The following is a 25,201-nucleotide window of genomic DNA, read 5'->3' on the forward strand; positions in this document are numbered from 1 at the left end:
TAGATTACCACAAGTAAACGAAGGTGACACAAAATATTTTATTTTTGAACAGTTTCTTCATAATCACCATTTGGACATACAACTTGGCGACCACCTTTAACTTTCTTTTCAACTAAATAATGACCATCTTTTGGACAGTCCCTCCCAACGGGCTTATTCCAATCAACAAAATCACAATCTGGATATCTTGAACAACCATAAAATATTCTATTGCGTTTTGATTTGCGTTCTATAACTTGCCCTTCATGACATTTAGGACAAATTACACCTATTTCTTTTGTAATTGCCAATGTATTACGACAATCAGGAAAACGACTACATGCATAAAATTTGCCATAACGCCCCATCTTAATAACCATAGGAGCACCACAAACTTCACAATCAATTCCTGCAGGTTCATCTTTTATCTGAACTTTTTCAATTTCCTTTTCTGCAACATTTAGCTCTTTTTCAAAAGGTTTGTAATATTCATCAACAACTTTTACCCAATTTTCATCACCAATTTCAATTTCATCAAGCTGATCTTCAAGCTTAGCTGTAAATTCAATATTAACAATATCAGGGAAATATTCTTCTATTAATGAATCTACTATCTCGCCAAGTTCTGTTGGCTCAAAACTTTTACCATTAAGTTTTACGTAATATCTTCTTTGTATTGTGTCAATTGTTGGTGCATATGTTGAGGGACGACCAACACCGTTTTCCTCTAGTGCTTTAACTAAAGAAGCTTCAGAGTATCTAGCTGGTGGTTGTGTGAAATGTTGTTCTGGGTTTGTTTTATTTAGTGAAACAAGATCTCCAGTTTTTAAATTTGGAAGCTTCTTATTTTTTTCTTTATCTTCATTTGTAGATTTATAAACTCTTTGATAACCATCAAATTTTAATTGAGACCCATTTGCTCTAAACTGAACTCCATTTTGTTCTATAGTTGCCGTTACTGTATCTAAAACAGCTGGTGTCATCTGACTAGCAACAAATCTTGACCAAATTAAGTTATATAAACGAAATTGATCTTTACTCAAGTATTCTTCTACAGATTCAGGGGTTCTAAACACTGAAGATGGACGTATAGCCTCATGGGCATCTTGAGCACCTTCTTGATTTTTTACTTTTCTTACTTTATGAGAAGAATATTTTTCACCGTATTCATCGACAATAAAACTTGCTGCATCAGCTTTAGCAACAGAAGAGATACGCTTAGAATCAGTACGCATATATGTAATTAATCCAACTGTTCCTTCACCCTTACCAAGTTTTATACCTTCATAAAGTTGTTGAGCTAACATCATTGTTTTTCGCGTTTTGAAATTAAGCTTACGATTAGCTTCTTGTTGAAGAGAACTTGTTGTAAAAGGATCTGCGGCTGATCTTCGTCTTTCCTTTTTTTGCACATCAGATATTTCAAAATTCTTTTTCTTATCTATTTTTTTAAGAATTTTTTGAACTGCGTCATTATTATCTAAAGAAGACTTTTTACCTTTTTCACCGTATAATTTTGCTTCAAATTTAGATTTTCCATGAGTGAATTGAGCATCCACTGTCCAGTATTCTTCGGGGGTGAATTTTTTAATTTCTTTTTCACGATCTATTACAAGTTTTAATGCAATTGACTGAACTCGTCCTGCACTAAGACCTTTTTTTACTTTTTGCCATAATATAGGACTGATTGAATATCCAACAAGTCTGTCTAAAATTCTTCTAGCTTGTTGAGCGTCAACAAGATCCATATTTATATCTCTAGGTTCCTTAAAGGCCTGCTTAACTGTATCTTTAGTTATTTCATTAAAGACCACACGATTTTTACCTTTAGGATCTAAATCAAGTAAATGTGAAACATGCCAAGCTATTGCTTCACCCTCTCTATCAGGATCGGCTGCAAGAAAAACTTTTTTAGCTTTTTTAGCTTCTTTTTTCAAATCCTTAATTACAGGACCTTTTCCTCTTATAGAAATATATTTGGGCTCGTAATTATTCTCTACATCAACACCCATTTGACTTTTTGGAAGGTCTCTAACATGTCCAATACTTGCAATAACATGATAGTTTCTTCCTAAATATTTTTCGATAGTTTTAGCCTTTGCTGGAGACTCTACAATAACAAGATTTTTTGCTGGCACAATTTTCCTCTTTCATAATTAAGAAATTCAAACTTTAGCAATAATAAAATAGGAAATAAACTTTTGTCAAATTTTAAATTAAAAAATATTAATATTTATATCAACAATACATTAGCTCCATCTCGAATTAATTCATTTGTTCCTTCTGATAATGGACTACTAATTGAACCTGGTAATGCATAGACATTACGATTATTTTCAAGTGCTAAACTTGCAGTTATCAAAGAACCGCTTTTTTTCTTTGCCTCTGTAATAACTAAATTATCCGACAAACCTGCGATTATTCTATTTCTTTGCACAAAATTATATGGCTTAGTTTTATGATTTGGCGGATATTCACTTAAAACTAACCCCATATTCTGAATTTTTTGTTTTAAGTCTTCATTAGATTTAGGATAACAATCATTAATTCCTGTGCCCATAACCGCAATTGTCGCTAGGTGATTCTTGATTGCACTCTTATGTGCCATGGAGTCTACCCCTTTTGCCATCCCGCTTACTATAACCTTATTTTTCTTAATGTTTTGACAAATTTTTTCAATTGAAACAGCACTGTAATTTGATCCATCTCGAGCTCCCACGATCCCAATACAATCATTCTTTATTAAATTAATATTTCCATAATAAAATAAAACAGCAGGTGGATTATAGATTTCCCTTAATTTTTCTGGGTACTCTTCATCTAAAAAGGTAATAATATTTACATTCAAGTTATCAAAATTTTGATAATTTGAATTATTAATTATTTTTGAAAATTTAGCTGGATATGTTTTAGATACAAAATCTAAGTTAAATTTATCCATTTTTAAAAGCTTTAGTAAATCTTTATTTGACAATACTTCAGTTACAGCAATTTTTAAGAATAATTTATTCAAAATAAAAACCTCCACGTATAAATTACGTAAAGGAATAATTAAACCATTTGTTTTATCGGTGCAAAAGTTTTTCTGTGTATTGGACAAACACCCAATTTTTCTAATCCAATTAAATGATTCTTTGTCCCATATCCGACATTTCTAGCAAAATCATAACCAGGATAAATTTTGTCATACATATTCATTATGTCATCACGAATTTCTTTTGCAACAATACTTGCAGCAGCAATACTTATACTATTTGCATCACCCTTTATTATCTTTTTTTGAGGTATATTTACTGGAATGGTCATTGCGTCAACTAATAAATAAGTCGGCGTAATATTTAAATCCTCAACAGCTGATTTCATAATTAATTCAGTTGCATGATATATATTTTCTTTATCAATTAAATCCTGATTTCCAATACCAATTGAAATATCTAAAGCCTGCTGGCAAATATCTTGGTATAATTTTCGTCTTTTTTTATCAGATAATTGTTTTGAGTCATTTACTTCTATCAAAGTATTATTCTCAGGCAATATTACAGCAGCGGTAACAACAGGACCTGCTAACGGACCACGACCAACTTCGTCTACACCTGCAACAATATTTCCTTGATTCCAAAGAAAATTTTCATATTTTTTTCTCTCAAGAAATTTTTGTTCTAATAACTTTTTCTTTTCTATTTTTTTATAATAGCCATTTAAGGCGTTTTGAACCCCTTTACGTTCATCTTGCTTTAATTGGAATAATATATCATCTGAAACACTAGAATTGCTTAAAAGTGTTTTTATTTCTTTAATTGATTGCATTTTCAACCTCATCAACTTGGTCTAATGTATATCTTCCTAAAACTCCTTTTCGAATATCCATCATTATCTTTTCAGACATTCTATCAAAGTCGTCTTTCATACCTGATTTTTTAGTCAAAAACAATAATAATTCAGGATTTTCATAACCTAAGTTCTCATCTGATAAGTTGTATACTTTTTTTAATTTATCAGGATAATATTTTTTAAAATAGTCTAAAGCAAACAAAGCAACATCATCAGCATGAAAAATACTATCTTTTATAGCTCCAGTTAAAGCTAATTTTAATCCAATTTTTTCATCTTCAATTTTTGGCCAAAGAATACCTGGAGTATCAATAATATCAAAATCAAATTTTGTTTTAATCCAATTTTGATTTTTAGTTACTCCCGGTTTATTTCCAGTTACTGCAATATTTTTCCCTGCAAACCTGTTCAAAATAGTTGATTTGCCAACGTTAGGTATTCCAATACACATCGCTTTTATACGATAATTCTTAACTCCAGCTTTTTGATATTTTTCAACTTTTTGTGCTACTTCTTTTTTTATGTTGTTAATTAAATTATTCATATTATTTGAATGTTTTGAATCTACAATATACGTATTGATTCCCTTAGATTCAAAATAATCTTGCCATTTTTTTGAAGAAGTCGAATCGGCTAAATCGGATTTATTTAAAATGATTACTCGTTTTTTGTTATTAATTATCGAATCTAACATTGGATTTCTTGAAGAAAAAGGAATTCTTGCATCAACAATTTCAATTACAACATCAACTAGCTTTAGTCTATCTTGTACTTGGTTTTTTGCCTTATTCATATGTCCAGGGTACCACTGTAATGCCATAAATATTTCTCCTATTTCAAATCCAGAGCACGCTTATATACCGTGTCATTTTCTTTTAAATTTTTAGCCAATGAATATAACATTGTTTCTTTTGTTTTTTTAGTTAATTGCCCATCTTGATTTAAATTATTATCTTTTTGATATTGTTTAATTTTATTAACAGTTTCTTGGTCAAAAATTCCTGTGATTTGCACTTTATAACCTAATTTATTTAATACTTCTTGGGCAAATTTTATATCTTTATTCTTATCTCCAAGTTTGTATGTCTTATAATCCTTAAATCCAGTTTCATTGGTTATTCCATCGGATTTTACTTCAATAGTTGGTTTTATCCCTTTATGATGAATCCAATTATTTTTTGGAGTTAGCCATTTTGAAGAAGTAAATTTCACTTCAGAACTTGCATCTACAGGAACAACAGATTGAACAATTCCTTTGCCAAAAGTTTTTGTTCCAATAATTGGAGTTCCGTTATTTTCATTTAAAGCTGCCGTAAATACTTCGGCAGCACTTGCAGTATTTGAATCCACTAACAAATTAACAGTCTTTTTAAATTTAAATCCACCATTATATGTGCTTTTTGCTTTGTAGATTACTTTTTTGCCTGATCTATCTTGAGTTGATACAATTTTATCTCCATTTTTAACAAACATACTTGCCGCCCTAACAGCTTGATCCAACTCACCACCAGGATTGGAACGTAGATCAATTATAACTCTTTTAACCTTTTTACTATCTAATTTAACTAAGGCATTTTTCAAATCTTTTGCGGTATTATCAGAAAATTCACTAATTTGAATATAACCAATATTCTTATTTTTAGAATCCACATTATAGTTAACTGAAGTAACAATTAGTTTTTCACGAACTATATCTTTTTTAAACTCTTCATTTCCTCTTTTAATTGAAAGAGTAACCTTAGTTCCTGTTTTTCCTTTAATATATTTGGAAGTTTCATCCAAGGTCATTGATTTTGTTGATTTATTATCAATTTTTTCAATAATATCATTTGCTTTAATTCCCGCTTTTTTTGCTGGAGAATCATTAACAACTGAATCAACAATAATTTGATTCTTACTTGAAGTTACAACAACTCCAATTCCTGACACATTACCAGAAATATTATTATTAAACGATTCCATCTGGCTAGAATCAATGTATTGAGTGTAAGGATCATTAAGAGAACTCAACATCCCGTTAATTCCACTATTAATTAATTTTTCTGAATTTACTTTTTTATAATATCCGCTATTTATATCATTATAAACGGTTATGAATCTCTGAACATTTTGTGCATTTAAGGAATTAACGCTTGATAAACTTCTAAATATTATCGTTCCATATGCTGATCCAAAACCGATGATAAATGCACTTATAATTGAAATGACTAAAACTATTGTATTAAATCTTTTTTTCATAATTATTCCTATCTTGTATTTTTTTCTATATACATACGATATACTTCATCAAAAATATCCATACTAGGTAAATAAGAGCCATTTAACTCTAAATATTCCGATATCTCAGAATACTCTTCGGCTTGTTTAGGAAATGTTAAATCATAAAAAGCTGAATTTGCAAAATGTGAGATTTCATCTTTTCCATCCGGATTTCGTAATGTCATTAAATACTGATAAAAACTTCTAATCATTGTTATTTTCCTTTTTTAAAAACTTCGACTTTAATTACATCATTTTTTAAATCTAATTGTCTAACCTTAAATGAATACCCCGACTCAGTTTTGAACTTTGTTAATTGTAAATTAATTGTTCTTTTTTTACTATTAAGTTTAACCCAATCAGGCAAATGATAAGTGTTTTCAATATAATTCATTACAAAATTTATAGGTATCGAAAGACTTCCAACTTTTAACTTCTTAGTCTCTAAAATAATATCACCATTTTCACTACGGTAAGGATTCATTATTAATGTAAATTTGATTTTAGATCCAATAAATTTAACTTTCCCAGTTACTTCAGCATGCTTTTTATTTAATACAAGTTGGTATTTAATATCATCATTGTTTAAAAACTGATCGATATAATCCGCTGCCATTTTATTAGCCTGCTTTTTATTCAAGGTAACTAAAAAAGCTGATTTATCCATCTTATTAGCTGTTTTAACTTTTGCATTTGATTCTTCAGGATTCATAATTTTAAATCCTAAAAATGCTCCAATTATAAATATTAATGAAATTAAAATTATAAAACTAATTTTCCACCAATTTCTTTTTTTCATAAATCTCCTATTTCTTTAACCAGTCATCTTTATTTTTAATCATTTGAGAATATAGCTGATTGGTAATTAACTTATATCCTTCGTCATTTGGATGAAAATGATCTTTATTGTACAAATAAGGATTTTGTTCTTCTCCTTGTTTATCTGTTACTTTCTTTTTTGGATTAGTTAACAGTGAGTCTATATCTACAAAATAAACCTTATAGTTTTCTGTTGCTGTTTGCTTTGATAAACCATTCCAATTTTTAACTGCAGTATTCATATATTTTACTTCTTTTAAACTTACTCCGAAAGGATTATAAATACTAATCAAATATATTGGTGCTCTGGAATTATTTCTTCTGATATTTTCAATCAATGTATTCAAATTTTGTTCAAACTTATCAGTACCGTTCACCACTTCATTCTTGGTTAATTTCAATCCATATTTTTTTAATATATGCATTAAATCATTTCCACCAACGGTTAACGTTATTATGTCAGCATTTTTTAAGCTTTTCTGTAAATTTTTATCAGTTATTATTCTCTTATCAATCTGTGTACTAGTCTCACCACTAACGCCAAAATTTTTTGTATTAACATTAATATTATCCTTTTTTTCTATTTTTTTCTTTATAAGGTTCACATATCCGCCATTATTAGTTGAATCTCCTACCCCGTGTGTTAAAGAATCACCAACTCCAACTAAAGTTATATTTTTTTTAGCTTTTATCTCAGTTTTTATTTTAACGGGAATATTTCGTTGTTGAACATTCAAATAATAAAATCCGCCCGTCAAAATAACTAAGATAAAAGTAACTATAAGTAATATTTTTTTCATTAACTTCTCCATATAAAAAAAGTAGATGATTATCATCTACTCTATTTAATAAAAAATAATTGCAAACGCTCCAACTCCTGTATGAGTTGAAATAATAGGACTAGTTGTTCTAATTTCAACTTCTACATTTGGTGCAACTTTTTCAATTTTTTCTTTTACTTCTTGACAGTAATCTTTTGCATCACAATCGGAAATTCCAATAAATTTAATGTCTTTATTGTTTTTTATTCGTTCAATAATTGTCTCTACATATTTATCTATTGTTTTTCGTCCACGACCTCTTTTTACAATACTTAGTTTTCCATTTGCCACTTCTAAAGCCAAGTTAATGTTTAAAACCGTAGAAATTGTTGCTGCAAACCTACCAAGACGACCACCACGTAAAATATTTTCAATAGTAACAACACCTAAACGCAGCTCTGTTTTATCGCGTATTTCTTTGATAGCTACCAATATTTCTTCTACGTCTTTGTTTTCATTAGCCAATTGTGCGGCTTTTAAAACTTGGAAAGTTAATCCCCAATCTGTGAACTGACTATCAACAACAATGATATCTCCTTCAGTCATTTCTGCAGCTTGTCGTGCAGCATTTACAGTACCACTTATATCTTCTAGCATGTGAATAGATATAATTTTAGTTTCTGGATCTTCGTTTAAAATTTCTTCATATACACTAGTGAAACTACCTATAGGTGGTTGTGAAGTTGTTGGTAATTGCTTTGATGATTTCATTTTTTCAATAAATTCATCACGAGTAATATCAACACCATCTATAAACTGCTTGCCATCAATAACAATATCTAAAGGAACCACTTTAATGTTATTATTTTTAATTTCATCATTGCTTAATTGAGCTGATGAGTCTGTTACAATACGTACTTTAGCCATTTGACTAAGCCCAACTTTCTTTTTCAATATATAATTTGATTATATCAAAATTAAATTAATTTTCATATGAATCTCTTTATTTATGTCGATAAATTTCAAAAGTATGTGCCCATTTATTTTTTTCGTCTTTAATTCCATCTTTTTTTGATACTAGTTCAAATTTATCCCATGGTAAATCAACCATATAAGTATCGCCTTCAAATTCATGATCAATTCTTGTTACATAAAGGGTGTCTACTACATCTTTAAATATATTAAATATTTGAGAACCACCGATTATATCGTACTCCTTATCTTTCAAGAATTTTAATTCTTTTGGATCATTAATAACAGTAACTCCTGGATACGAGAAGTCTTTATTTCTTGTAATAACGATATTTTCTCTACCTGGTAATGGACCATTAGGAAAACTCTCAAATGTCTTTCTTCCCATAATAATAGGATGACCCATTGTTGCTTTTTTAAAACTCTTCATGTCATCTGGTAACTTCCACGGTAAGCTACCATTTTTTCCGATTAAATGATTTTTATCTTCTGCCCACATAAAAGTAATCATAATTTGTTCCTCTCTAAACTGCCACAGGTGCCTTAATTGCACCATCTGGGTTATAATCAACAATTTGTATATCATCAATACCTAATTCAAAAATACTCTTATCTGTATCATTAATTTTAAGTTTAGGCCCAACTTTTGGATTTCTAGATAATTGTTCTTTAATTTGTTCAAAATGATTTGTATAGATATGAGCATCACCAAGTGTATGAACAAATTCCCCAACTTCCAAATTTGCTTCACGAGCAATCAAATGAGTGAGTAGCGCGTAACTTGCAATATTAAAAGGAACCCCTAAAAATACATCCCCACTTCTTTGATATAACTGACATGATAATTTTCCATCATTTACATAAAATTGAAACATTGTATGACAAGGAGGCAATGCCATTGTCGGGATGTCCTCTGGATTCCAAGCACTAACAATCATTCTACGTGAATCAGGTGTTCTTTTAATTTGATCTATAACATTTTTGATCTGATCTATAAAACCACCATCACGTTTTTGCCAATGTCGCCATTGACTGCCGTATACATTTCCTAAGTCTCCCCATTTTTCAGCAAATTCATCATTTTCTAAAATTTGATTACAAAATAAACTCTTTTGTTCTTTATATAAACTATTAAACTCAGGATCACTTAGACTCCTATGTCCAAAGTCACTCATATCTGGACCATTATATTCAGGACTTTCAACATATTTCTTAAATGCCCATTCATCCCAGATATGATTGTTATGTTGAAGTAAATATTTAATATTGGTATCCCCATGCAAGAACCAAAGTAGCTCACTTTTTATAAGTCCAAAAGGAACCTTTTTTGTTGTTAACAGCGGAAAAGATTCCTGCAAATTAAATCGCATTTGATATCCAAAAACACTTTTAGTACCTGTATTAGTTCGGTCAGTCTTGTCATTTCCGTTTTCCATAATATATTTAGCTAATTGCAAATACTGATCTTCATTCATCCTCTATTCTCCCAATTCACTAAGTTCAGCCCAACGGTCCATTAATTCTTCTGATTCTTTTGTTTTTTGTTCTAACTCCGCTTGATACCCCATTAAGTCCTGATAATCAGCACTTTCATCTAATAATAATTCATTTAGCTCAGAAATTCTATTATCTAACTTCTCAATCTTTGGTTCTAATTCATTTAATTCAATTTTTTCCGCATAGGTTAATTTTCGCTTACTATCATCATTTTTTTTCTTGGCATTTACGGCAGATTTTTTTTCGTTGTTTATTTTTTGCTCTTGAGAATTTTCTAAATATGTCGAATAATCTCCTAAATATTCAGTAATTATACCGTTTCCTTCAAATACCAATAATTTTTGAGAAATTTTATCTAAAAAGTATCTATCATGTGATACAGCTATTACAGTACCACTAAAACTTAAAATATAGTCTTCTAAAATTGTTAAGGTTTTTATATCAAGATTATTAGTTGGTTCATCGAGCAACAAAACGTTTGGCTGCCTAATTAGAATTGATAATAAAAATAGTCGTCTTTTCTCACCGCCAGAAAGTTCTCTAATAAATGCACCTTGTAGTCTATTATCAAACTGAAAGGTTTCTAGTAGTGAGGATGCGGTTAGTTTTCTTCCATCTTCGGTTTGAATATTTTGACCAATCGACTCTAAATATGAAATAACTCTTTTATCAGGGTCCATATTCTCACTGTACTGAGTATAAAAACCAATTCTTACTGTTTGACCAACTTCTAAAATTCCTGAATCAAGAGCTATTCTTTCATCCAATATATTTAAAAATGAAGTTTTACCAGCCCCATTTTTTCCAACAATACCAATACGTTCTTTTTTATTTATTAAATATGAAAAGTCCTTTAATATATTTTTCTTATCAATTTTTAAATTAGCATTTTTTATATTAAAAACATCATTACCCAGTCTAGTCTTAGCTATATTAATTTCCATATCTTTTTGTAACTGAGGTTGGCTTTTAAGTTCATCTTTTAGTTCACTAAATCTATTTTGTCTTGCCTGTTGTTTAGTACCTCTTGCGTGGACTCCTGCTTTCATCCATTCTAATTCTTGTTTATATAATTTTTGCTTATGTCCTAAAGTAGCTGCTTGAATTTCTTCATTTTTTGATTTTGTTGCAAATATTTCTCATAATTTCCTGAATATTCGGTTAATTTTTCAAACTCTATTTCAAATATTCTTGTAGCAACTTGATTCAAAAAATATCTATCATGAGTTACAAAGATTACAGCATTTTTTAATCTAGTTAAATATGTTTCAAGCCATTTAATAGCTTGATAATCTAAATGGTTAGTTGGTTCATCTAATATCAACAGATCAGTTTCAGTTATTAGTGCTTGGGCTAATGCGACTCTTCGTTGTTGACCACCTGAAAGATTTTTTATTTTTTTATCAAATTCTGTAATTCCTAATTTAGTCAAAATGGTTTTGACATCTGTGTCTATTTCCCAACCATTTTTATTATTCATTTGTTCTTGTAAATCAAATAAACGTTTTTTTAACTTCTCATTATTTATATCATTGTTATATTCTTCAAGAGTTTTTTCATAATTATTAACCAGCTTAAATACGTCATCATCTCCATCTAAAACAGCTTCAAAAACTGTCTTTTCTAAATCCAATTCTGGTTGTTGTTTAAGATATGTAATTTTATACTCTTTTGGAGTTTTTATTTCTCCACCACTTAACTCATTAGAATCAACTAGGGAATTAAGTAAGGAACTCTTACCAGAACCATTCAATCCTACTAAACCAATCTTATCTCCTTCATTAATTAAAAAATTTGCTCCATGAAAAAGAGTTCTATCACCAACATTTTTTGATAAATTTTCTGCTATAAATGTTTTCAACTTGTATAACTCCAAACTTGTTTATTAGTTTATATTATACAAGTTGGAATACATTAAAAAAAGCCGACATAGTCGACTTTTTAAATTCTATCTGCGTATTTATCAAAAACGTTTGCTTTAGCATCAATAACGATATAAAGATTACCATTTTTCTTGGATACAGCACTAGTTTGATAAATGTTATCTAATCCTTCAGAATCTTTTGCTTTATATGGGAAATAGATTTGTTTTGAATCTCCCTCATCATCAAAAACAAGGTCACATTTTTCGATATCTTGATAACTCATAACACGATCAAACATCCCTGCTGCAGTTGTAACCGTAATAGTATCATTATCTTTCAAGTAATCAGCCTCTTTTAAAATTTCAATTTTGAAACTCTTACAAGGATTGATTTCTTGCATTTTTCCACCATTAATTCGTCCATAACTTGTTGTAACACGAGCTAACCAAACATCACTCATTTCTTTATGATTTACAGTCCAAGTGTCACCATTTCTAAAATAAAATTTTATTTCCTTAAAAACGCGATTACTTTCCATAAAAAATACTTCCTTTCTGAAATTGCTTACATTGTAATAATATCACAAATTATATGACTTTTTTACAATAATCTAACAATTCATTTGAATCATTTTTTATTTCATTATGAACCACTTTTTTTTCAATATCTCTTAAAACTTTTCCTAACTTAGGACCAGGGGTTATATTTAACTTCTCAATTAATACTCTCCCATCAATTGCTAACTCATGCTTATCACGTATTGGTAAGGATTTATAAATTTTAAGTATTTTTTCATTTTCAAATTTAATATTTCTTAATTCACAAATATTTTCAACATCATCAATAAAATCATCTCCAACTAAATAAAAATTCCAAGGATCATATTTTTTTGATGCAATTACTGATGTTAACAAATTAATTTTAGAAACATCATTTTTAACTTGATTAGACTCTTTCCATTTACTTAGGAACGAATTTGTATTTGTTATTTGTAATAATTGTGTAATTAAAGACCAGGCAGTTCTAGTATTATTAATCTTTATATCTTTTAATAAGAGTAATTTTTTTAAATTATCTTTTTTATCATCAAAAAATGGACAATATTTATATAGATTAGAGTCTATATAAAACTCAAGTCCTTTTTTCCAATTATCAGACAACATCATTTTTACAAATTCTGTATTAATTCTCTCAATTGAAATTTTTAAAAGTAAATTAGCATTTTCAACAATTGCTTTTTTTGTATTTATTTCAATATCAAAATTTAATTGACTAGAAAATCTTACAGCTCGCATCATTCTCAATGCGTCTTCATTAAACCTATCATGAGCTTTTCCGACAGCTTTTAAAGTTTTATTTTTTAAATCGTCTAATCCATTAAATTCGTCAATTATTTCTCCTGTAGGTGAAATTGCTAACGCATTTATAGTAAAATCTCTTCTTTTTAAATCATCTTTTAATGAACGAACAAAGGTAACTTCGTCAGGTCTTCTATAATCTTGATATCCAGTTTCTGTTCTAAAAGTTGTAATTTCATAAGGAGTGGATTTTTCCATAACTGTTACAGTACCATGTTCGATTCCCGTATCAATAGTTCTTGAAAAAATTTTTTTAATTTCATCTGGATACGCACTAGTTGCAATATCTACATCATGAATTGGAAGATTTAATAAATAATCTCTGACACTTCCTCCAACAAAATATGCTTCATATCCCGCTTCTTGAATTTTCTCTAATATATGTAGTGAACTTTTAAATATTTCTGGCCATTCTTTAATTTTCATTGCGTATCCTTAATCATCAAATATTGTTCTCATATAGTCATCATCTGGAACTAGTTTTAAATACTTATTCAAAGCATCTTTTGCCGTCGTTAAATCTACAGAATCACGTAATATCAATACTAAGTCTTTCAAGAAATCTGGATTGTCTTGCAGGTCATTATAAGCTAATAAAATATTTTTTCTAGCTTCGTTGATATCATCAATCTCTCGATTAGCTTTAGCTAAATTCCAGAATAGATATGGATCATCACTATCAGTTTCATTACCACTATTAATTATACTAATAGCTTGTTCATAATCTCCAAATTCAATATAATAATCACTTATTATTTTTTTTAATTCGTTAGGTTCTTCAACTTTATTAATGCCACTTATTGATTGTTCTATTGCATCTTTTAAAAATTTTGTCTTTTTAGCTGACTTGATCAATATTCTATACAAATCTAAATTATATTCGTTAAATTTTAATCCACTAACAGCTGTACGATAAGATTCTTCGTATTTATTTTGATCATACAATACATTCGCTAACAAATAATATGCCGGCGCATAGTCATGGTTTAAATCTATTAATTCATTTAATGTTTTTTGAGCATTATTTAAATCATTTGTCTGATAATATAAACTACCTTTTTTATATAAAATATCTTCATTAAGCAATAATCGATTAATATCATTATATTCAATAATTGCTTCTTCAAACTTTCCAGTACCAGCTAATGAATCACCTAGTCTTTCGTGAATTGAAATACCTGAAAGTTCACTAATATCATTGTCTAATAATAATTCATACAAATTAATAGCTTTTTCAAAATTTCCCTGAGCAAAATATAGTTCAGCTAAAGCAAACTTAATTACATCCTCATCAGGATATAGTCTAATTGCTTCTAAAAGTTTTTGCTCACTTACTTCATACATACCCATTGATTGATATACATCAGCTGAAGTTAACAAAGCCTCAGCGTATGCGTAAGAGTCAGGATTAATAACTGATAAGTAATCAATTGCCGCATCATTATTACCATCAGAAACTGCAATCTCAGCAAGTCTAGTGCGTAGTTCATCTGCATCAGGATTTTTTTCTAAAAGATCTTCAAATATTTCTTTAGCCTGAACAGACTGACCCATTTCAAGTAAGTTATCTCCTAAATTGAATAGAGTATCATCGTCATCATTTTCAATAGCTTTTTTAATTAGTTCATTAGCTTTATCAATATCGCCATTATAAAACTCATCCAACGCATCTTGTGAATAGCTCATATATAAACCTCTTTACTCTTACTTATTAAAACAATAGTTATTATAACAAAAAAAAGACAATCAACTAGGTTGATTGTCTTAATAATTAAATTAATTATTTAACAGCATCTTTCAAAGCTTTACCGGGTTTGAATGCTGGAACTTTGCTTGCTGGAATTTTGATTTCTGCACCAGTTTGAGGGTTACGACCCTTACGTGCAGCACGTTGACGTACTTCAAAATTACCAAAGCCGATTAATTGAACTTTTTCACCATCAGCAAGTTTTTCTTGGATTGCACTAAATACAGCGTCTACTGCTGCAGTAGCATCTTTTTTTGTGATTCCTGTTTTACTAGCAACACTATCAATAAGTTCTGCTTTATTAGCCATAATATAAAAACCTCCAGAATATTTATATTGTTCAAAACAATATTTTTTCGAGCAATGATAATGGCATATCATTATCCCAATGAATAAATTACCATACAAAACCTTGTCAGGACAAGCATAATCTTAATAAAATACATTTTTTCTTTTAAAAAGTCATTTTTTAAAAATTATTTTTTGTTATTTTCTCATTCTAGCAATTATTTTTATTGGAGTTCCAGTGAAATCAAATGATTCTCTAAGCTGATTTATTAAAAATCTTTCATATGAAAAATGTAATAATTCAGGGTCATTTACAAAAACAACAAAAGTAGGAGGTGAAACTGCAACCTGAGTCATATAATAAATTCTTAATCTCTTACCATTGATAATCGGTGTCGGTGCAATAGATGTTGCTTGTAACAAAATATCATTTAACAATGATGATTGAATTCTCATTTCGCGATTATCAGCAACTTGTTGAACTAATTCAGGTATTTTATCCAATCGTTGATTCTTAATTGCAGAAGTAAAGATAATAGGAGCATATGAAAGATATTGAAATTCATTTCTAATTTTATCTTCGAAGTCTTTCATAGTTTTATTATCTTTTTTTAAAGTATCCCACTTATTAACTACAATAATTACTCCTCTGCCGGCATCATGCGCATATCCAGCTACGTGTTTATCTTGTTCTCTAATACCTTCTTCAGCATTTAAAACTACACAAACAACATCAGATCTATCAATAGCTCTCAAAGCTCTTAAAACAGAATATTTCTCAGTATTCTCATAAACTTTACCCTTTTTACGAATTCCTGCAGTATCTATCATCGTAAATTCTTGATCCAATGAATCACTGAAAAATTTTGTATCTATAGAATCTCGAGTTGTTCCTTCAACATTAGAAACAATTACACGATTATCGCCAAGAATAGCGTTTACCAAAGAAGATTTACCAACATTAGGTCTACCAATAAAACTGAATTTTATTGAGTCATCAACAATTTCTTCGGTATTGCTAGGAAATTCTTTTACAATATTATCTAATAAATCACCAATACCTGTACCTTGAACACCTGATACGGGGTTTGGATCTCCAAATCCTAAAGTATAAAAATCATAAATATCTTGTCTTTGCTCTGGATTATCGGCTTTATTAACAGCTAAAACAACCGGTTTATTAGTTTTATAAAGAATCTTAGCAACATCTTCGTCCTCTTTTGTTACACCTGTTCTTCCATCAGTAATAAACACTATGATGTCAGCTTCTTGCATAGCAATTTCTGCTTGTTGCTTGATTTGTTCTGACAATGTTTCATTACTTATTTCGATACCACCGGTATCAATTAATCTAAATTCTTTACCCAACCAAAATGCACGTGAATAAATTCTATCACGTGTAACGCCAGGTGTATCCTCAACTATTGAAAGACGTTCATTTATTATTCTATTAAAAATAGTCGATTTTCCAACATTGGGACGACCTACTAAAGCTACTACGGGAACTACCATTTACTTCATCCTTTAACTACAAAAAAGCTGGTACATTCCAGCTTTTTATTATTATTTATCGTTATTAACCACATCTGCCATGTTAAATCCATGGCTTTCCTCAGGAATTTCAAAATCTTCAGCTTCTTGAATTTCTTCCTTATTTGGATTTTCAACCAATTGCTTAATTGAAAGACCAAGTCGTTTTTTTTCGCTATCAATATTGATAACTTTTACTTTTACTTCTTCACCCACTTTTAATACATCCGCAGGTACTTTTATGTGATTCCAAGAAATTTCGGAAATATGTACTAATCCCTCTACACTTGGCATTACTTCAACGAATGCACCAAAGTCGGTTAGTTTTTTAACAATACCATCTAAAGTATCACCAACACTAACTTCTTCTTTTAATTTATCCCATGGACCAGGTTGTAAAGCCTTAATAGAAAGTGATAATTTATCCTTTTCTTTATCAAGAGTTAAAACTTTAACATTTACCTTTTCACCGACTTTTAATACATCAGAAGGTTGATCAATATGATTATATGAAATTTCAGAAATATGCACTAAACCGTCAATTCCACCTACATCAATAAATGCACCAAAATTAGTTAATCTTCTTACAGTTCCTTGAATTTCATCACCAGGAAGAATTTTGCTATAAATTGATTCTTTAGCTGCAACTTTTTCTTCTTCCTCTATTATTCTATGATTCAAAACTAGTCGATTTTTTGACTTATCTACTTCTGAAATTTCAACTTTTAGAGTTTTACCAAGATAAGGAGCTAAATCTCTTACAAAATTAGTAGATATTAATGATGCCGGAATAAATCCACGAACACCCTTTATATCAACTAATAGTCCATTCTTAACGACTTGAGAAACAGTTACATCAAAACGAGCATTATTATCAAAATCACTTTGCAAATCTTCCCAAACCTTTTGAGCCTCAATACGTTTTTTTGATAGCAAAAAGCTTCCATTTGATTTATTAGGATTTAAACGTGAAACAACAATTAACTCAAGTTTTTCTCCACGCTGTAGTTCTTTTCTTAAATCAATATCACGATCATTTGAAAATTCTTTTGCTGTAAGAATCCCTTCAACACCAGAAGCATCAATACCTATAATTGCTTCTTTATCATCAACTGTCAAAACTTCACCAGTAACTTTATCGCCAATCTCAACCTTGCCAAAATTATCAAGAGCAGATAAAAGCTCTTGATTCATATCATTTGAAGAATTTGTCATAACCTACACCTCTTTTGCATTCTGTATTAATAGTAATTGAAATTGAAATTAAAAACTAGTATTTTACTTCTTTTTTATTATATTTATCACTTTTTCAACGACTTCTTCAATAGATATACCTGTCGTATCAAGCTCTATAGCATCATCTGCTTTTTTTAATGGTGAAACACTTCTATGTGAATCTTTATAATCTCTTTGTTGAATTTCGTCTTCTAATTTTTGAAGTGAAACTTCAATACCTTTGGACTCATACTCTTTAAATCTTCGTACTGCACGTTCATGAACACTGGCAATCATAAATATCTTCACTTCCGCATTAGGTAACACAGTTGTTCCAATGTCTCGCCCATCCATCACTACATTTCCTTCTTCGGCTATTCTTCTTTGTTCATTCACAAGTTGCTCACGTACTTTTTTTAAAGCTGAAACTTCAGAAACATTATTTGTAATATCCACTGAACGAATGTCATTTGATATATCTTGATCATTTAAAAAAACTTTTTGTCCGTCAGAATCATTTTTAAAACTAATCTTATACTTACTCATTAAGTTTAGAATTTCAGATTCATTACTATAGTCTACATTATTCATTTTCGCCATTAAAGTTACTGAGCGATACATTGCTCCAGTATCACAGTATATAAACCCAAGTTCTTTTGCCACTAACTTGGCAATTGTACTTTTACCAGCTGAAGCCGGTCCATCAATTGCAATTTGCATATATTATAACCACCTATATTTTAAAAATAAAAAAGAGTGAATTTCTTCACTCTTTATTTTACCTTATTTTACCTTTATGCGCATTCCCGGTTGTAAAACAGTTCCCGGTTGTAATCCATTCAAAGCATAAAGTTCATCAGTTGTCATATTATGATTATATGCTATACGAAATGGGTTATCACCTGCTGCAACAGTATAGTATCCACTGTCTGCTTGAGAAGTTGAATTTGCTGACTGATTTTGATTTTGCTGTACAGCATTTGCAGCTTGATCATTTTGTGTAGTAGAAGCAGCAGAATTATTAGCGTTATTTGCTGATTCTCCATTTGAATTTGCATCACTAGTATTATTATTGTCAGAAGAATCGTTACTTTCTTTCTTTGTGTTAGACTTTTTGCTTGAAGAAGTTTTTTTCTTGTCTGATGATTTCTTTGTCTTTTTTTCTTTGTTTGAAGACGACGTATCAGTATTTTTCGCAACTTGAGTTGAAGTTGTTTGATTGTTTGGATTTGAATTACGTCCACTCATAACCCAATTAAAGACAGGAATAAACATTAAAATAATTAAAGCAGCAAATAAAACTATTACTAAGTTTTTAACTCCACGCTTTTTTTTATTTTTTGCAACTCGTGATGGCTTACCTTGTTCATCCAAATCATCTTCAAATTGCTTGTTCCATGGTTTATCTCCAACAAGTGGTCCTTGATTTGAAATTGTAGTATTAATCTTTTCTAAGTCTTCTTTAGACACAGATCCATTTAAACCAGACACAGAATCTGGAAGTTGATCATTTAAATTAGAATCATTTTTTTCAGTCAATTTAGGATCCTCCTTATAATATCCTTAAATACTAACATAAAGATATTAAGAAAACTTTAAATAGTTATAAAGAAATTCTATTGAAAATTTTTACGTTTTAAAAAACTAGCTAAGCGAACGTATATAATCCAACTCACACCTGTAACTAATACTCCTTTGATTAAGTTAAAAGGAACAATAATAGTTAATACGTACTTAAGTAATGACATATTTATCTTCATATTAATTAAAGCCATGTATAAAGGCATTAGTATGAAATAATTGATTAATGAAGCTACAATCGTTAACGAAATAATACTGATTATTATTTTAAACAATCTACTTTTACTTTTAATAAGAACCATTGGTAACATAATTGCTACACTACCAAAAAAACCAGCCATATTCCCTATTAGTCCAATGACACCTGAACCTTTTATTAACCAATTTACGATGGTTCTTACAAAAGCAATCAAAGTTCCTGCGAGTGGTCCAAATGTAATTCCTCCAATAATAGTAATTACATCACTAAAATCCACTTTCAAAAATGGAGCAGTAGGTAATACAGGAAACTCAAAAAACATTATTAATGTTGCTAATGCTGCTAAAACTGCAATGTAGATCACAGTTCTTGTACTTAAAGATCTTTTTTTCATAATAATTCACCAACTTTCCGCTGGTTTTCATTAAAAAAAACTTGTTTTTTAGCATACACAAAAAACAAGCCTTTTCTGCCTGTTTTCTTCCATCTAGACTCTAACTATCGGCTTTGGAATTTAACCAAATCAACCATTTCTGGGTCGCGGGCTATACCGCCGGTCGGGAATCACACCCTGCCCTGAAAACCAACTATTATTTTTTATTTTTAAGAAGTAAATTTACTTCTGTAGTACCTAAATCACGATACTCTCCAGATGTCATTCCGTCAAGCGATAAGAATCCATATCTCTCTCGTGACAATTTATCAACTTTAAATCCTATCTTATCAAACATATCCTTGACTTGATGATTGTGTCCCTCGTGAATTGTAATACGTACAATTGCTTTATTCTTCAACCTGTCTTCTGACAGAATTTTTACTTTTGCTGGTGAGGTTTTATAATCTTTTATTTTTAATCCACCTTTTTCAAGTTTAGCTAAATCTTCTCGTTTGGGGATGGCATTTAATTTTGCAATATAAGTTTTATCAATCTTATAACGGGGATGCATTAATCTATTAGCAAATTCTCCATCGTTAGTTAATAACAATAGTCCAGATGTATCGTAATCAAGTCTTCCTACAGGATATAGTCGTTCATTAACATCTTTAATGTAATCAGTAACAACTTTTCTACCTTTTTCGTCCTTTACAGAAGAAATCACTCCTCTTGGTTTATAAAACAAAATATATCTTTTTTGTTCTTTATGAATTAACTTATCATTAACCTTTATTTTATCTGAACTTGATACTTTAACACCTAATTCAGTGACAGTTTCACCGTTTACTTGTACTAAACCATTTTTAATCATTTCTTCAGATTTTCTTCTAGAGGCAATACCTGCATTAGCCATTACTTTTTGTAACCGTTGTTTTTCAGTCATTGTTTTCCTCATTTTCTAAACGTTCAAATTTGCTATAAAACAAATCCAAATTACCATCTTTATCCAATTCAGAATCTTTAAATTCCTCAATATCTGGCAATTCATTTAAATTTTTTAATCCAAAATAATCTAAAAATTGTTCAGTGGTTCCATATAAAATTGGCTTACCAGGAACATTTTTTCTACCGTTTTCCTTTATCAGCTGCCGAACCATTAATGTTTGTATCGTTCCTGAGCTTTGTACACCACGTATTTCGTCGATCTCAACTCTTGTAATTGGTTGTTTATAGGCAATAATTGATAGTATCTCTAATGCAGCTTGACTCAAAGTAGTTGATAGTCCGCTTTTAAAATATCTATTTAATAATGATCCCAATTCGGGTTTAGTTACTAATTTATAAATATCTTCATGCTGATTAATTATTAATCCACTTTTTTCATCATTAAGCAAAACATCTTTAAGTTCTTCCAAATTTTGGCGCAGTGCTGACTTAGAAATTTCTAAAAGTTCAGCCATTATACCAAGGTCTAACCCTTGATCCCCACTTGTATATAAAAGTGCCATTATTTCAGCTCGATACTGCATTTGAGTCTCCTCTTAAAATAACTAATAAATCTTCTTTAAATGATTCTTGATAACATTTTACTTCTTTACTTTTCATTAATTCTAAGGTCGCCATAAACGTGGTAATTACTTCATCAATTGAATTTTTATTTTTTAATAAATCTTTAAACGAACTTTTTTTACTTGAGTTTTTTTTCAACCTATCAATAATATTAAATTGTGCTTCTTCAATTGATAACGATTCATTTTCAACTGTTTCAGTGATTGGTCGTCTTTTCCTTTGTCTTTTTAAAATATCAGACATTGTTAAAGCTAAATCACTAGCTAATACAGCATTAGGCTTTAAAAAAGGCTTGATATCATCTTTTGGAACACTAATTTCTTTTGAAAAAGATAATCTTCTTCCAGTTTCTCTATCTTCAAAATACTGACTGACTTTTTTAAAAGTCTGATATGTTAACAATTGAGCAACCAAATCATCACGAGGATCACTTATTTCCTCTAAGTCTTCTTCTTCATAAGACTTTTTTGGCAAAAGTAATTTGCTCTTAATTGACATCAAAGTTGAAGCCATAACCAAATAGTCACCAGCAATATCTAGTTGCAATTGTTTCATATTATTTAAAAAATTAATATATTGGCTTGTTATTTCCGCAATTGGAATATCATAAATATCAATTTTTGATTGTTTAATTAAATGCAATAACAAATCTAATGGCCCTTCAAAATCAGTCAATACAATGTTAAGCTCTTCCATTATTTTTACTTTCCTGTATTTTTTTGTCTCTTTTCCAATTATTTACCATTCGTGATAATTCAACCGAAGATAAGACATGCTTTTTTTTATTTAAATTTTGTAAATCATTAAAAATATTATAAAAATTTTTTCTAGTCCTATAAGCAGGATTAAGGCAAATATATCTCACATAAATATAATTCTCACCTAAATCTGTTGCAATAAGTCCTACAAAATCTGTTTCTGGTCGACGCTTATACAAATATAACTGATGATTATCCGTTTGGAATAAATTAATCTCATTACTTAAAAAATCTACATCTTTTAACTCTTTTCGATACGACATGAATCCCATAGTAATTTTTTTATATTCTTCGCTATAAGGTACTAACATAATTACTCCTTACGATCTTGGATGAGACTTATTATACACGTCTCTAAGTCTTTGCTTAGTTATATGCGTGTAAATCTGTGTGGTAGAAATATCTGAGTGTCCTAGTAACTCTTGTACAACTCTTAAATCTGCCCCATTTTCTAGTAGATGAGTAGCAAAAGAATGCCTTAAAGTATGCGGTGTAACGTTTTTATCAATTCCAACTTGTAACACGTAAGATTTGATTAATCGCCAAATAGATTGTCTTGTTAATCTTTTTCCGCGAAAATTTAAAAAAATAAAGTCTACATTACCATATTTTTCAACTTGTGTTTTACGTACTTCTCGAATATATCTTGTAATCCACTTGGCAGCGGTATCACCTATTGGAATTAATCTTTCTTTATCACCTTTACCTATTGTTTTAATTAAGCCAATATCAAGATGAATATCATCCATTTTTAAATTTATTAGTTCAGAAACTCGTAATCCTGTTGCGTACATTGTTTCAAAAATTGCACGATCTCTTATTCCTAAAGGTTTACCGACATCTGGAGCTTCTATTAAATCATCAACTTCTTGCATTGAAAGAGCAACAGGCAAATGCACGCCTTTTTTTGGTGAGTCCATGTCAACCATGGGATCTGAACTTATTAAGTGTCCTCTCATCAACCATTGATAAAATTTTCTTAAAGACGAAAACATTCTTAGAATTGTATTTTTAGATTTTTTTTCTGCTTGAAGTTTAGAAAAAAAACTAATTATTAAATTACGTTCTTCAGGAAATAAATTTATTTTTTCTTCCATCAAAAAATCAATAAATTCGACAATGTCTTGATGGTATGAATTAATGGTATTTCTTGATAATCCCCTATCTAATCTCAAAAAACGCGAATAGTCATTAGCCGTATCTAACATTTCCGAATACTTCAATAACATTCACCTCATTAAATTAATCTTCCTTAATCAAAATGGTATATCCATCTTCTTGCTTAATATACCTATTTTTTAATAGATTCCCAATTGCGCGTTTAAAACTAGACTTGCTTATACCAAAATAATCCATAATTTCTTCTGGTGTACTCTTATCCGTATAAGGAATTTTTTTGTCATTAGCACGTTTCAAAACAGCCAAAATCATTTGAGCATCATCACTTATTTCCTCATAAGCAAAAGGCTTCATAGAAACATTATAACGATAATGACTTGTTCCAACTGTTCTACCCTTTATACGTTGACCAATTCGCAAAGTACCAATAGCTTCACTTGGATGAATAAATCCTAAATAAAAATCATCTGTTAAAACAAAACTACCAGATGCTCTATTAGCTATAATTTGTCCTTCTACAAATCTATTTTTATCATTTTCTGGTGCAGTCCTAACTAATTGATCAACTAAATCTATATCAGCAAGTTTGCCCCACATACGATTTTTATTATCATTAATAATTTTCAAAATTAAAATATCGTCTTTTTTAGGCCACTCATATTTATCAAGAGGCAAATCATCCAAAGAAACTACAATGTCTTTATCTGGCAAACCGATGTCAACAAAAACACCCAAGTCCCTTCTTACATCGACTACAGCCCCTTTACCATACATTCCTATCTGCACATCAGGAATCTTTGCTGTCATAATATTTTTATGATTTTTATTTTCATAAATAAAACCAGAAACTTTATCTTCTTTATGTAAATCCTTCTTTAATTCATCTTTTTTTAGTTCAAAAGTTAGGCCAGCTACTTGTACAAAATAACTATCATCATTTTGATCAATAACTGTACCTTCATAAACCGTTCCATAATTAATATCTACCATAATTCTCCTATTTAACTCCTATAGTTGCTAGAACTGAAACAATAACATACGTTAAACCACCTGCAATAACAGGTCCTGCTGCAACTCCTTTAAATAAAACTACCCCTACTATTGTACCAAATACCAATGCAACAGTAACCTCTGGTTGATTAAAAAGTAAATTAATTCCATACCTAGATAAAACTGCAACTAATATTCCACAAATAATAGCAACAATCCCTATAGGAGTTTTTAAAGCTTTAATTAAATCCATGAATTGTATTTTACCAATCGCAATTGGTATTAATATCGTAATTGAAATTATTGTAATACCAAGATTCATTCCCTGCTTAGTAGCTAAATCAAAAATTTGTTTTGAATCAGGCAATAATTTTATTAACAGCACAACAATTGTCGCAATCATTAAAGGTTGATTCTTAGCTAAAAAAGAGATTACTAATATTCCCAGTAAAAACAGCCAGCTTTCCATTTATTACTCCTTTAAAAAA

The 25,201-nt window shown here is 29.7% G+C and carries 29 protein-coding genes and 1 riboswitch; all 29 genes read right to left on the reverse strand.

Annotation, left to right across the window (positions count from 1 at the left end):
- Window positions 1-38: 38 nt before the first annotated feature.
- Complete coding sequence (topA, locus tag ACUV9F_RS03755; protein WP_446183028.1) at window positions 39-2,117, reverse strand: type I DNA topoisomerase; 2,079 nt, start codon at window positions 2,115-2,117, stop codon at window positions 39-41.
- 95 nt (window positions 2,118-2,212) lie between these two features.
- On the reverse strand, window positions 2,213-2,992 hold the full coding sequence (gene dprA / locus ACUV9F_RS03760; RefSeq protein WP_446183029.1) for a DNA-processing protein DprA: 780 nt from the start codon (window positions 2,990-2,992) through the stop codon (window positions 2,213-2,215).
- 38 nt (window positions 2,993-3,030) lie between these two features.
- The gene (locus ACUV9F_RS03765; RefSeq protein WP_446184352.1) at window positions 3,031-3,792 is read right to left on the reverse strand and encodes a ribonuclease HII; all 762 of its coding nucleotides are present in this window, start codon (window positions 3,790-3,792) and stop codon (window positions 3,031-3,033) included.
- Window positions 3,773-4,630 (reverse strand): ribosome biogenesis GTPase YlqF, encoded by an 858-nt coding sequence (gene ylqF, locus ACUV9F_RS03770; RefSeq protein WP_446183030.1) that lies wholly within the window; start codon window positions 4,628-4,630, stop codon window positions 3,773-3,775. Before ylqF ends, ACUV9F_RS03765 begins: the two co-directional genes overlap by 20 nt.
- Window positions 4,631-4,641: 11 nt before the next feature.
- The gene (locus ACUV9F_RS03775; protein ID WP_446183031.1) at window positions 4,642-6,048 is read right to left on the reverse strand and encodes a S41 family peptidase; all 1,407 of its coding nucleotides are present in this window, start codon (window positions 6,046-6,048) and stop codon (window positions 4,642-4,644) included.
- An 8-nt stretch (window positions 6,049-6,056) separates the two neighbouring features.
- A complete protein-coding gene (locus tag ACUV9F_RS03780) occupies window positions 6,057-6,281 on the reverse strand; it encodes a YozE family protein (RefSeq protein WP_446183032.1) in 225 nt (74 codons plus the stop codon).
- A gap of 2 nt (window positions 6,282-6,283) precedes the next feature.
- Window positions 6,284-6,868 carry a YpmS family protein gene (locus tag ACUV9F_RS03785; protein ID WP_446183033.1) on the reverse strand — a complete coding sequence of 195 codons (585 nt, stop codon included), beginning with the start codon at window positions 6,866-6,868 and terminating at the stop codon, window positions 6,284-6,286.
- Between the two features lie 7 nt (window positions 6,869-6,875).
- Window positions 6,876-7,688, reverse strand: a complete 813-nt coding sequence (locus ACUV9F_RS03790) for an SGNH/GDSL hydrolase family protein (RefSeq protein ID WP_446183034.1) — start codon at window positions 7,686-7,688, stop codon at window positions 6,876-6,878.
- 45 nt (window positions 7,689-7,733) lie between these two features.
- On the reverse strand, window positions 7,734-8,576 hold the full coding sequence (locus tag ACUV9F_RS03795) for a DegV family protein (protein ID WP_446183035.1): 843 nt from the start codon (window positions 8,574-8,576) through the stop codon (window positions 7,734-7,736).
- A 76-nt stretch (window positions 8,577-8,652) separates the two neighbouring features.
- The gene (locus tag ACUV9F_RS03800; RefSeq protein ID WP_446183036.1) at window positions 8,653-9,132 is read right to left on the reverse strand and encodes a dihydrofolate reductase; all 480 of its coding nucleotides are present in this window, start codon (window positions 9,130-9,132) and stop codon (window positions 8,653-8,655) included.
- A 13-nt stretch (window positions 9,133-9,145) separates the two neighbouring features.
- Window positions 9,146-10,096 (reverse strand): thymidylate synthase, encoded by a 951-nt coding sequence (locus ACUV9F_RS03805; protein WP_446183037.1) that lies wholly within the window; start codon window positions 10,094-10,096, stop codon window positions 9,146-9,148.
- Window positions 10,097-10,099: 3 nt separating this feature from the next.
- The gene (locus tag ACUV9F_RS03810) at window positions 10,100-11,167 is read right to left on the reverse strand and encodes an ATP-binding cassette domain-containing protein (protein WP_446183038.1); all 1,068 of its coding nucleotides are present in this window, start codon (window positions 11,165-11,167) and stop codon (window positions 10,100-10,102) included.
- A 38-nt stretch (window positions 11,168-11,205) separates the two neighbouring features.
- Window positions 11,206-11,979, reverse strand: a complete 774-nt coding sequence (locus ACUV9F_RS03815; RefSeq protein WP_446183039.1) for an ABC-F family ATP-binding cassette domain-containing protein — start codon at window positions 11,977-11,979, stop codon at window positions 11,206-11,208.
- A gap of 80 nt (window positions 11,980-12,059) precedes the next feature.
- On the reverse strand, window positions 12,060-12,521 hold the full coding sequence (locus ACUV9F_RS03820) for a hypothetical protein (RefSeq protein ID WP_446183040.1): 462 nt from the start codon (window positions 12,519-12,521) through the stop codon (window positions 12,060-12,062).
- A 49-nt stretch (window positions 12,522-12,570) separates the two neighbouring features.
- Window positions 12,571-13,767: a CCA tRNA nucleotidyltransferase gene (locus ACUV9F_RS03825; RefSeq protein ID WP_446183041.1), complete on the reverse strand. Its 1,197-nt coding sequence runs from the start codon at window positions 13,765-13,767 to the stop codon at window positions 12,571-12,573.
- A gap of 9 nt (window positions 13,768-13,776) precedes the next feature.
- Window positions 13,777-15,027 (reverse strand): tetratricopeptide repeat protein, encoded by a 1,251-nt coding sequence (locus ACUV9F_RS03830; RefSeq protein WP_446183042.1) that lies wholly within the window; start codon window positions 15,025-15,027, stop codon window positions 13,777-13,779.
- 94 nt (window positions 15,028-15,121) lie between these two features.
- Window positions 15,122-15,397, reverse strand: coding sequence for an HU family DNA-binding protein (locus ACUV9F_RS03835; protein ID WP_446183043.1), 276 nt, complete (start codon window positions 15,395-15,397; stop codon window positions 15,122-15,124).
- Window positions 15,398-15,574: 177 nt separating this feature from the next.
- Window positions 15,575-16,888 carry a ribosome biogenesis GTPase Der gene (gene der, locus ACUV9F_RS03840; protein ID WP_446183044.1) on the reverse strand — a complete coding sequence of 438 codons (1,314 nt, stop codon included), beginning with the start codon at window positions 16,886-16,888 and terminating at the stop codon, window positions 15,575-15,577.
- Between the two features lie 51 nt (window positions 16,889-16,939).
- Entirely contained in the window at window positions 16,940-18,121 is a 1,182-nt protein-coding gene (gene rpsA / locus ACUV9F_RS03845) for a 30S ribosomal protein S1 (RefSeq protein WP_446183045.1), read from the reverse strand.
- 63 nt (window positions 18,122-18,184) lie between these two features.
- Window positions 18,185-18,841, reverse strand: a complete 657-nt coding sequence (gene cmk / locus ACUV9F_RS03850) for a (d)CMP kinase (RefSeq protein WP_446183046.1) — start codon at window positions 18,839-18,841, stop codon at window positions 18,185-18,187.
- 63 nt (window positions 18,842-18,904) lie between these two features.
- Complete coding sequence (locus tag ACUV9F_RS03855) at window positions 18,905-19,660, reverse strand: LysM peptidoglycan-binding domain-containing protein (RefSeq protein WP_446183047.1); 756 nt, start codon at window positions 19,658-19,660, stop codon at window positions 18,905-18,907.
- A 77-nt stretch (window positions 19,661-19,737) separates the two neighbouring features.
- Complete coding sequence (locus ACUV9F_RS03860) at window positions 19,738-20,295, reverse strand: ECF transporter S component (protein ID WP_446183048.1); 558 nt, start codon at window positions 20,293-20,295, stop codon at window positions 19,738-19,740.
- Window positions 20,296-20,372: 77 nt separating this feature from the next.
- A riboswitch (FMN riboswitch) is annotated at window positions 20,373-20,489 on the reverse strand.
- Between the two features lie 2 nt (window positions 20,490-20,491).
- Window positions 20,492-21,220 carry a pseudouridine synthase gene (locus ACUV9F_RS03865; RefSeq protein ID WP_446183049.1) on the reverse strand — a complete coding sequence of 243 codons (729 nt, stop codon included), beginning with the start codon at window positions 21,218-21,220 and terminating at the stop codon, window positions 20,492-20,494.
- Window positions 21,213-21,806, reverse strand: coding sequence for an SMC-Scp complex subunit ScpB (scpB, locus tag ACUV9F_RS03870; RefSeq protein WP_446183050.1), 594 nt, complete (start codon window positions 21,804-21,806; stop codon window positions 21,213-21,215). Before scpB ends, ACUV9F_RS03865 begins: the two co-directional genes overlap by 8 nt.
- Window positions 21,790-22,542: a segregation and condensation protein A gene (locus ACUV9F_RS03875; protein WP_446183051.1), complete on the reverse strand. Its 753-nt coding sequence runs from the start codon at window positions 22,540-22,542 to the stop codon at window positions 21,790-21,792. The genes scpB and ACUV9F_RS03875 overlap by 17 nt, the downstream gene beginning before the upstream one ends.
- Window positions 22,529-22,915 (reverse strand): hypothetical protein, encoded by a 387-nt coding sequence (locus tag ACUV9F_RS03880; RefSeq protein ID WP_446183052.1) that lies wholly within the window; start codon window positions 22,913-22,915, stop codon window positions 22,529-22,531. The genes ACUV9F_RS03875 and ACUV9F_RS03880 overlap by 14 nt, the downstream gene beginning before the upstream one ends.
- Before the next feature lie 9 nt (window positions 22,916-22,924).
- Complete coding sequence (xerD, locus tag ACUV9F_RS03885) at window positions 22,925-23,833, reverse strand: site-specific tyrosine recombinase XerD (protein ID WP_446183053.1); 909 nt, start codon at window positions 23,831-23,833, stop codon at window positions 22,925-22,927.
- A gap of 13 nt (window positions 23,834-23,846) precedes the next feature.
- Window positions 23,847-24,713, reverse strand: coding sequence for a S1-like domain-containing RNA-binding protein (locus tag ACUV9F_RS03890; protein WP_446183054.1), 867 nt, complete (start codon window positions 24,711-24,713; stop codon window positions 23,847-23,849).
- A gap of 7 nt (window positions 24,714-24,720) precedes the next feature.
- On the reverse strand, window positions 24,721-25,182 hold the full coding sequence (locus ACUV9F_RS03895; protein ID WP_446183055.1) for a DUF441 domain-containing protein: 462 nt from the start codon (window positions 25,180-25,182) through the stop codon (window positions 24,721-24,723).
- Window positions 25,183-25,201: the final 19 nt, after the last annotated feature.

The organism is Daquilactobacillus linshuiensis, assembly GCF_052828685.1.

Excerpts from the sequence above, each read along its gene's own strand:
- ACUV9F_RS03780 (WP_446183032.1), bottom strand. The coding sequence starts at position 6,281 with ATGATTAGAAGTTTTTATCAGTATTTAATGACATTACGAAATCCGGAT.
- ACUV9F_RS03835 (WP_446183043.1), bottom strand. The coding sequence starts at position 15,397 with ATGGCTAATAAAGCAGAACTTATTGATAGTGTTGCTAGTAAAACAGGA.
- ACUV9F_RS03810 (WP_446183038.1), bottom strand. The coding sequence starts at position 11,167 with ATGAAAGCAGGAGTCCACGCAAGAGGTACTAAACAACAGGCAAGACAA.
- ACUV9F_RS03800 (WP_446183036.1), bottom strand. The coding sequence starts at position 9,132 with ATGATTACTTTTATGTGGGCAGAAGATAAAAATCATTTAATCGGAAAA.
- ACUV9F_RS03820 (WP_446183040.1), bottom strand. The coding sequence starts at position 12,521 with ATGGAAAGTAATCGCGTTTTTAAGGAAATAAAATTTTATTTTAGAAAT.
- ACUV9F_RS03790 (WP_446183034.1), bottom strand. The coding sequence starts at position 7,688 with ATGAAAAAAATATTACTTATAGTTACTTTTATCTTAGTTATTTTGACG.
- ACUV9F_RS03795 (WP_446183035.1), bottom strand. The coding sequence starts at position 8,576 with ATGGCTAAAGTACGTATTGTAACAGACTCATCAGCTCAATTAAGCAAT.
- ACUV9F_RS03785 (WP_446183033.1), bottom strand. The coding sequence starts at position 6,868 with ATGAAAAAAAGAAATTGGTGGAAAATTAGTTTTATAATTTTAATTTCA.
- ACUV9F_RS03895 (WP_446183055.1), bottom strand. The coding sequence starts at position 25,182 with ATGGAAAGCTGGCTGTTTTTACTGGGAATATTAGTAATCTCTTTTTTA.
- ACUV9F_RS03825 (WP_446183041.1), bottom strand. The coding sequence starts at position 13,767 with ATGAAAATTAAAGAATGGCCAGAAATATTTAAAAGTTCACTACATATA.
- cmk (WP_446183046.1), bottom strand. The coding sequence starts at position 18,841 with ATGCAAATTGCAATTGATGGACCGGCTTCAGCTGGTAAAAGTACAATT.
- ACUV9F_RS03830 (WP_446183042.1), bottom strand. The coding sequence starts at position 15,027 with ATGAGCTATTCACAAGATGCGTTGGATGAGTTTTATAATGGCGATATT.
- der (WP_446183044.1), bottom strand. The coding sequence starts at position 16,888 with ATGGTAGTTCCCGTAGTAGCTTTAGTAGGTCGTCCCAATGTTGGAAAA.
- xerD (WP_446183053.1), bottom strand. The coding sequence starts at position 23,833 with ATGTTATTGAAGTATTCGGAAATGTTAGATACGGCTAATGACTATTCG.
- ACUV9F_RS03865 (WP_446183049.1), bottom strand. The coding sequence starts at position 21,220 with ATGACTGAAAAACAACGGTTACAAAAAGTAATGGCTAATGCAGGTATT.
- ACUV9F_RS03775 (WP_446183031.1), bottom strand. The coding sequence starts at position 6,048 with ATGAAAAAAAGATTTAATACAATAGTTTTAGTCATTTCAATTATAAGT.
- ACUV9F_RS03860 (WP_446183048.1), bottom strand. The coding sequence starts at position 20,295 with ATGAAAAAAAGATCTTTAAGTACAAGAACTGTGATCTACATTGCAGTT.
- scpB (WP_446183050.1), bottom strand. The coding sequence starts at position 21,806 with ATGCAGTATCGAGCTGAAATAATGGCACTTTTATATACAAGTGGGGAT.
- ylqF (WP_446183030.1), bottom strand. The coding sequence starts at position 4,630 with ATGGCATTACAGTGGTACCCTGGACATATGAATAAGGCAAAAAACCAA.
- ACUV9F_RS03880 (WP_446183052.1), bottom strand. The coding sequence starts at position 22,915 with ATGTTAGTACCTTATAGCGAAGAATATAAAAAAATTACTATGGGATTC.
- ACUV9F_RS03805 (WP_446183037.1), bottom strand. The coding sequence starts at position 10,096 with ATGAATGAAGATCAGTATTTGCAATTAGCTAAATATATTATGGAAAAC.
- rpsA (WP_446183045.1), bottom strand. The coding sequence starts at position 18,121 with ATGACAAATTCTTCAAATGATATGAATCAAGAGCTTTTATCTGCTCTT.
- ACUV9F_RS03890 (WP_446183054.1), bottom strand. The coding sequence starts at position 24,713 with ATGGTAGATATTAATTATGGAACGGTTTATGAAGGTACAGTTATTGAT.
- ACUV9F_RS03875 (WP_446183051.1), bottom strand. The coding sequence starts at position 22,542 with ATGGAAGAGCTTAACATTGTATTGACTGATTTTGAAGGGCCATTAGAT.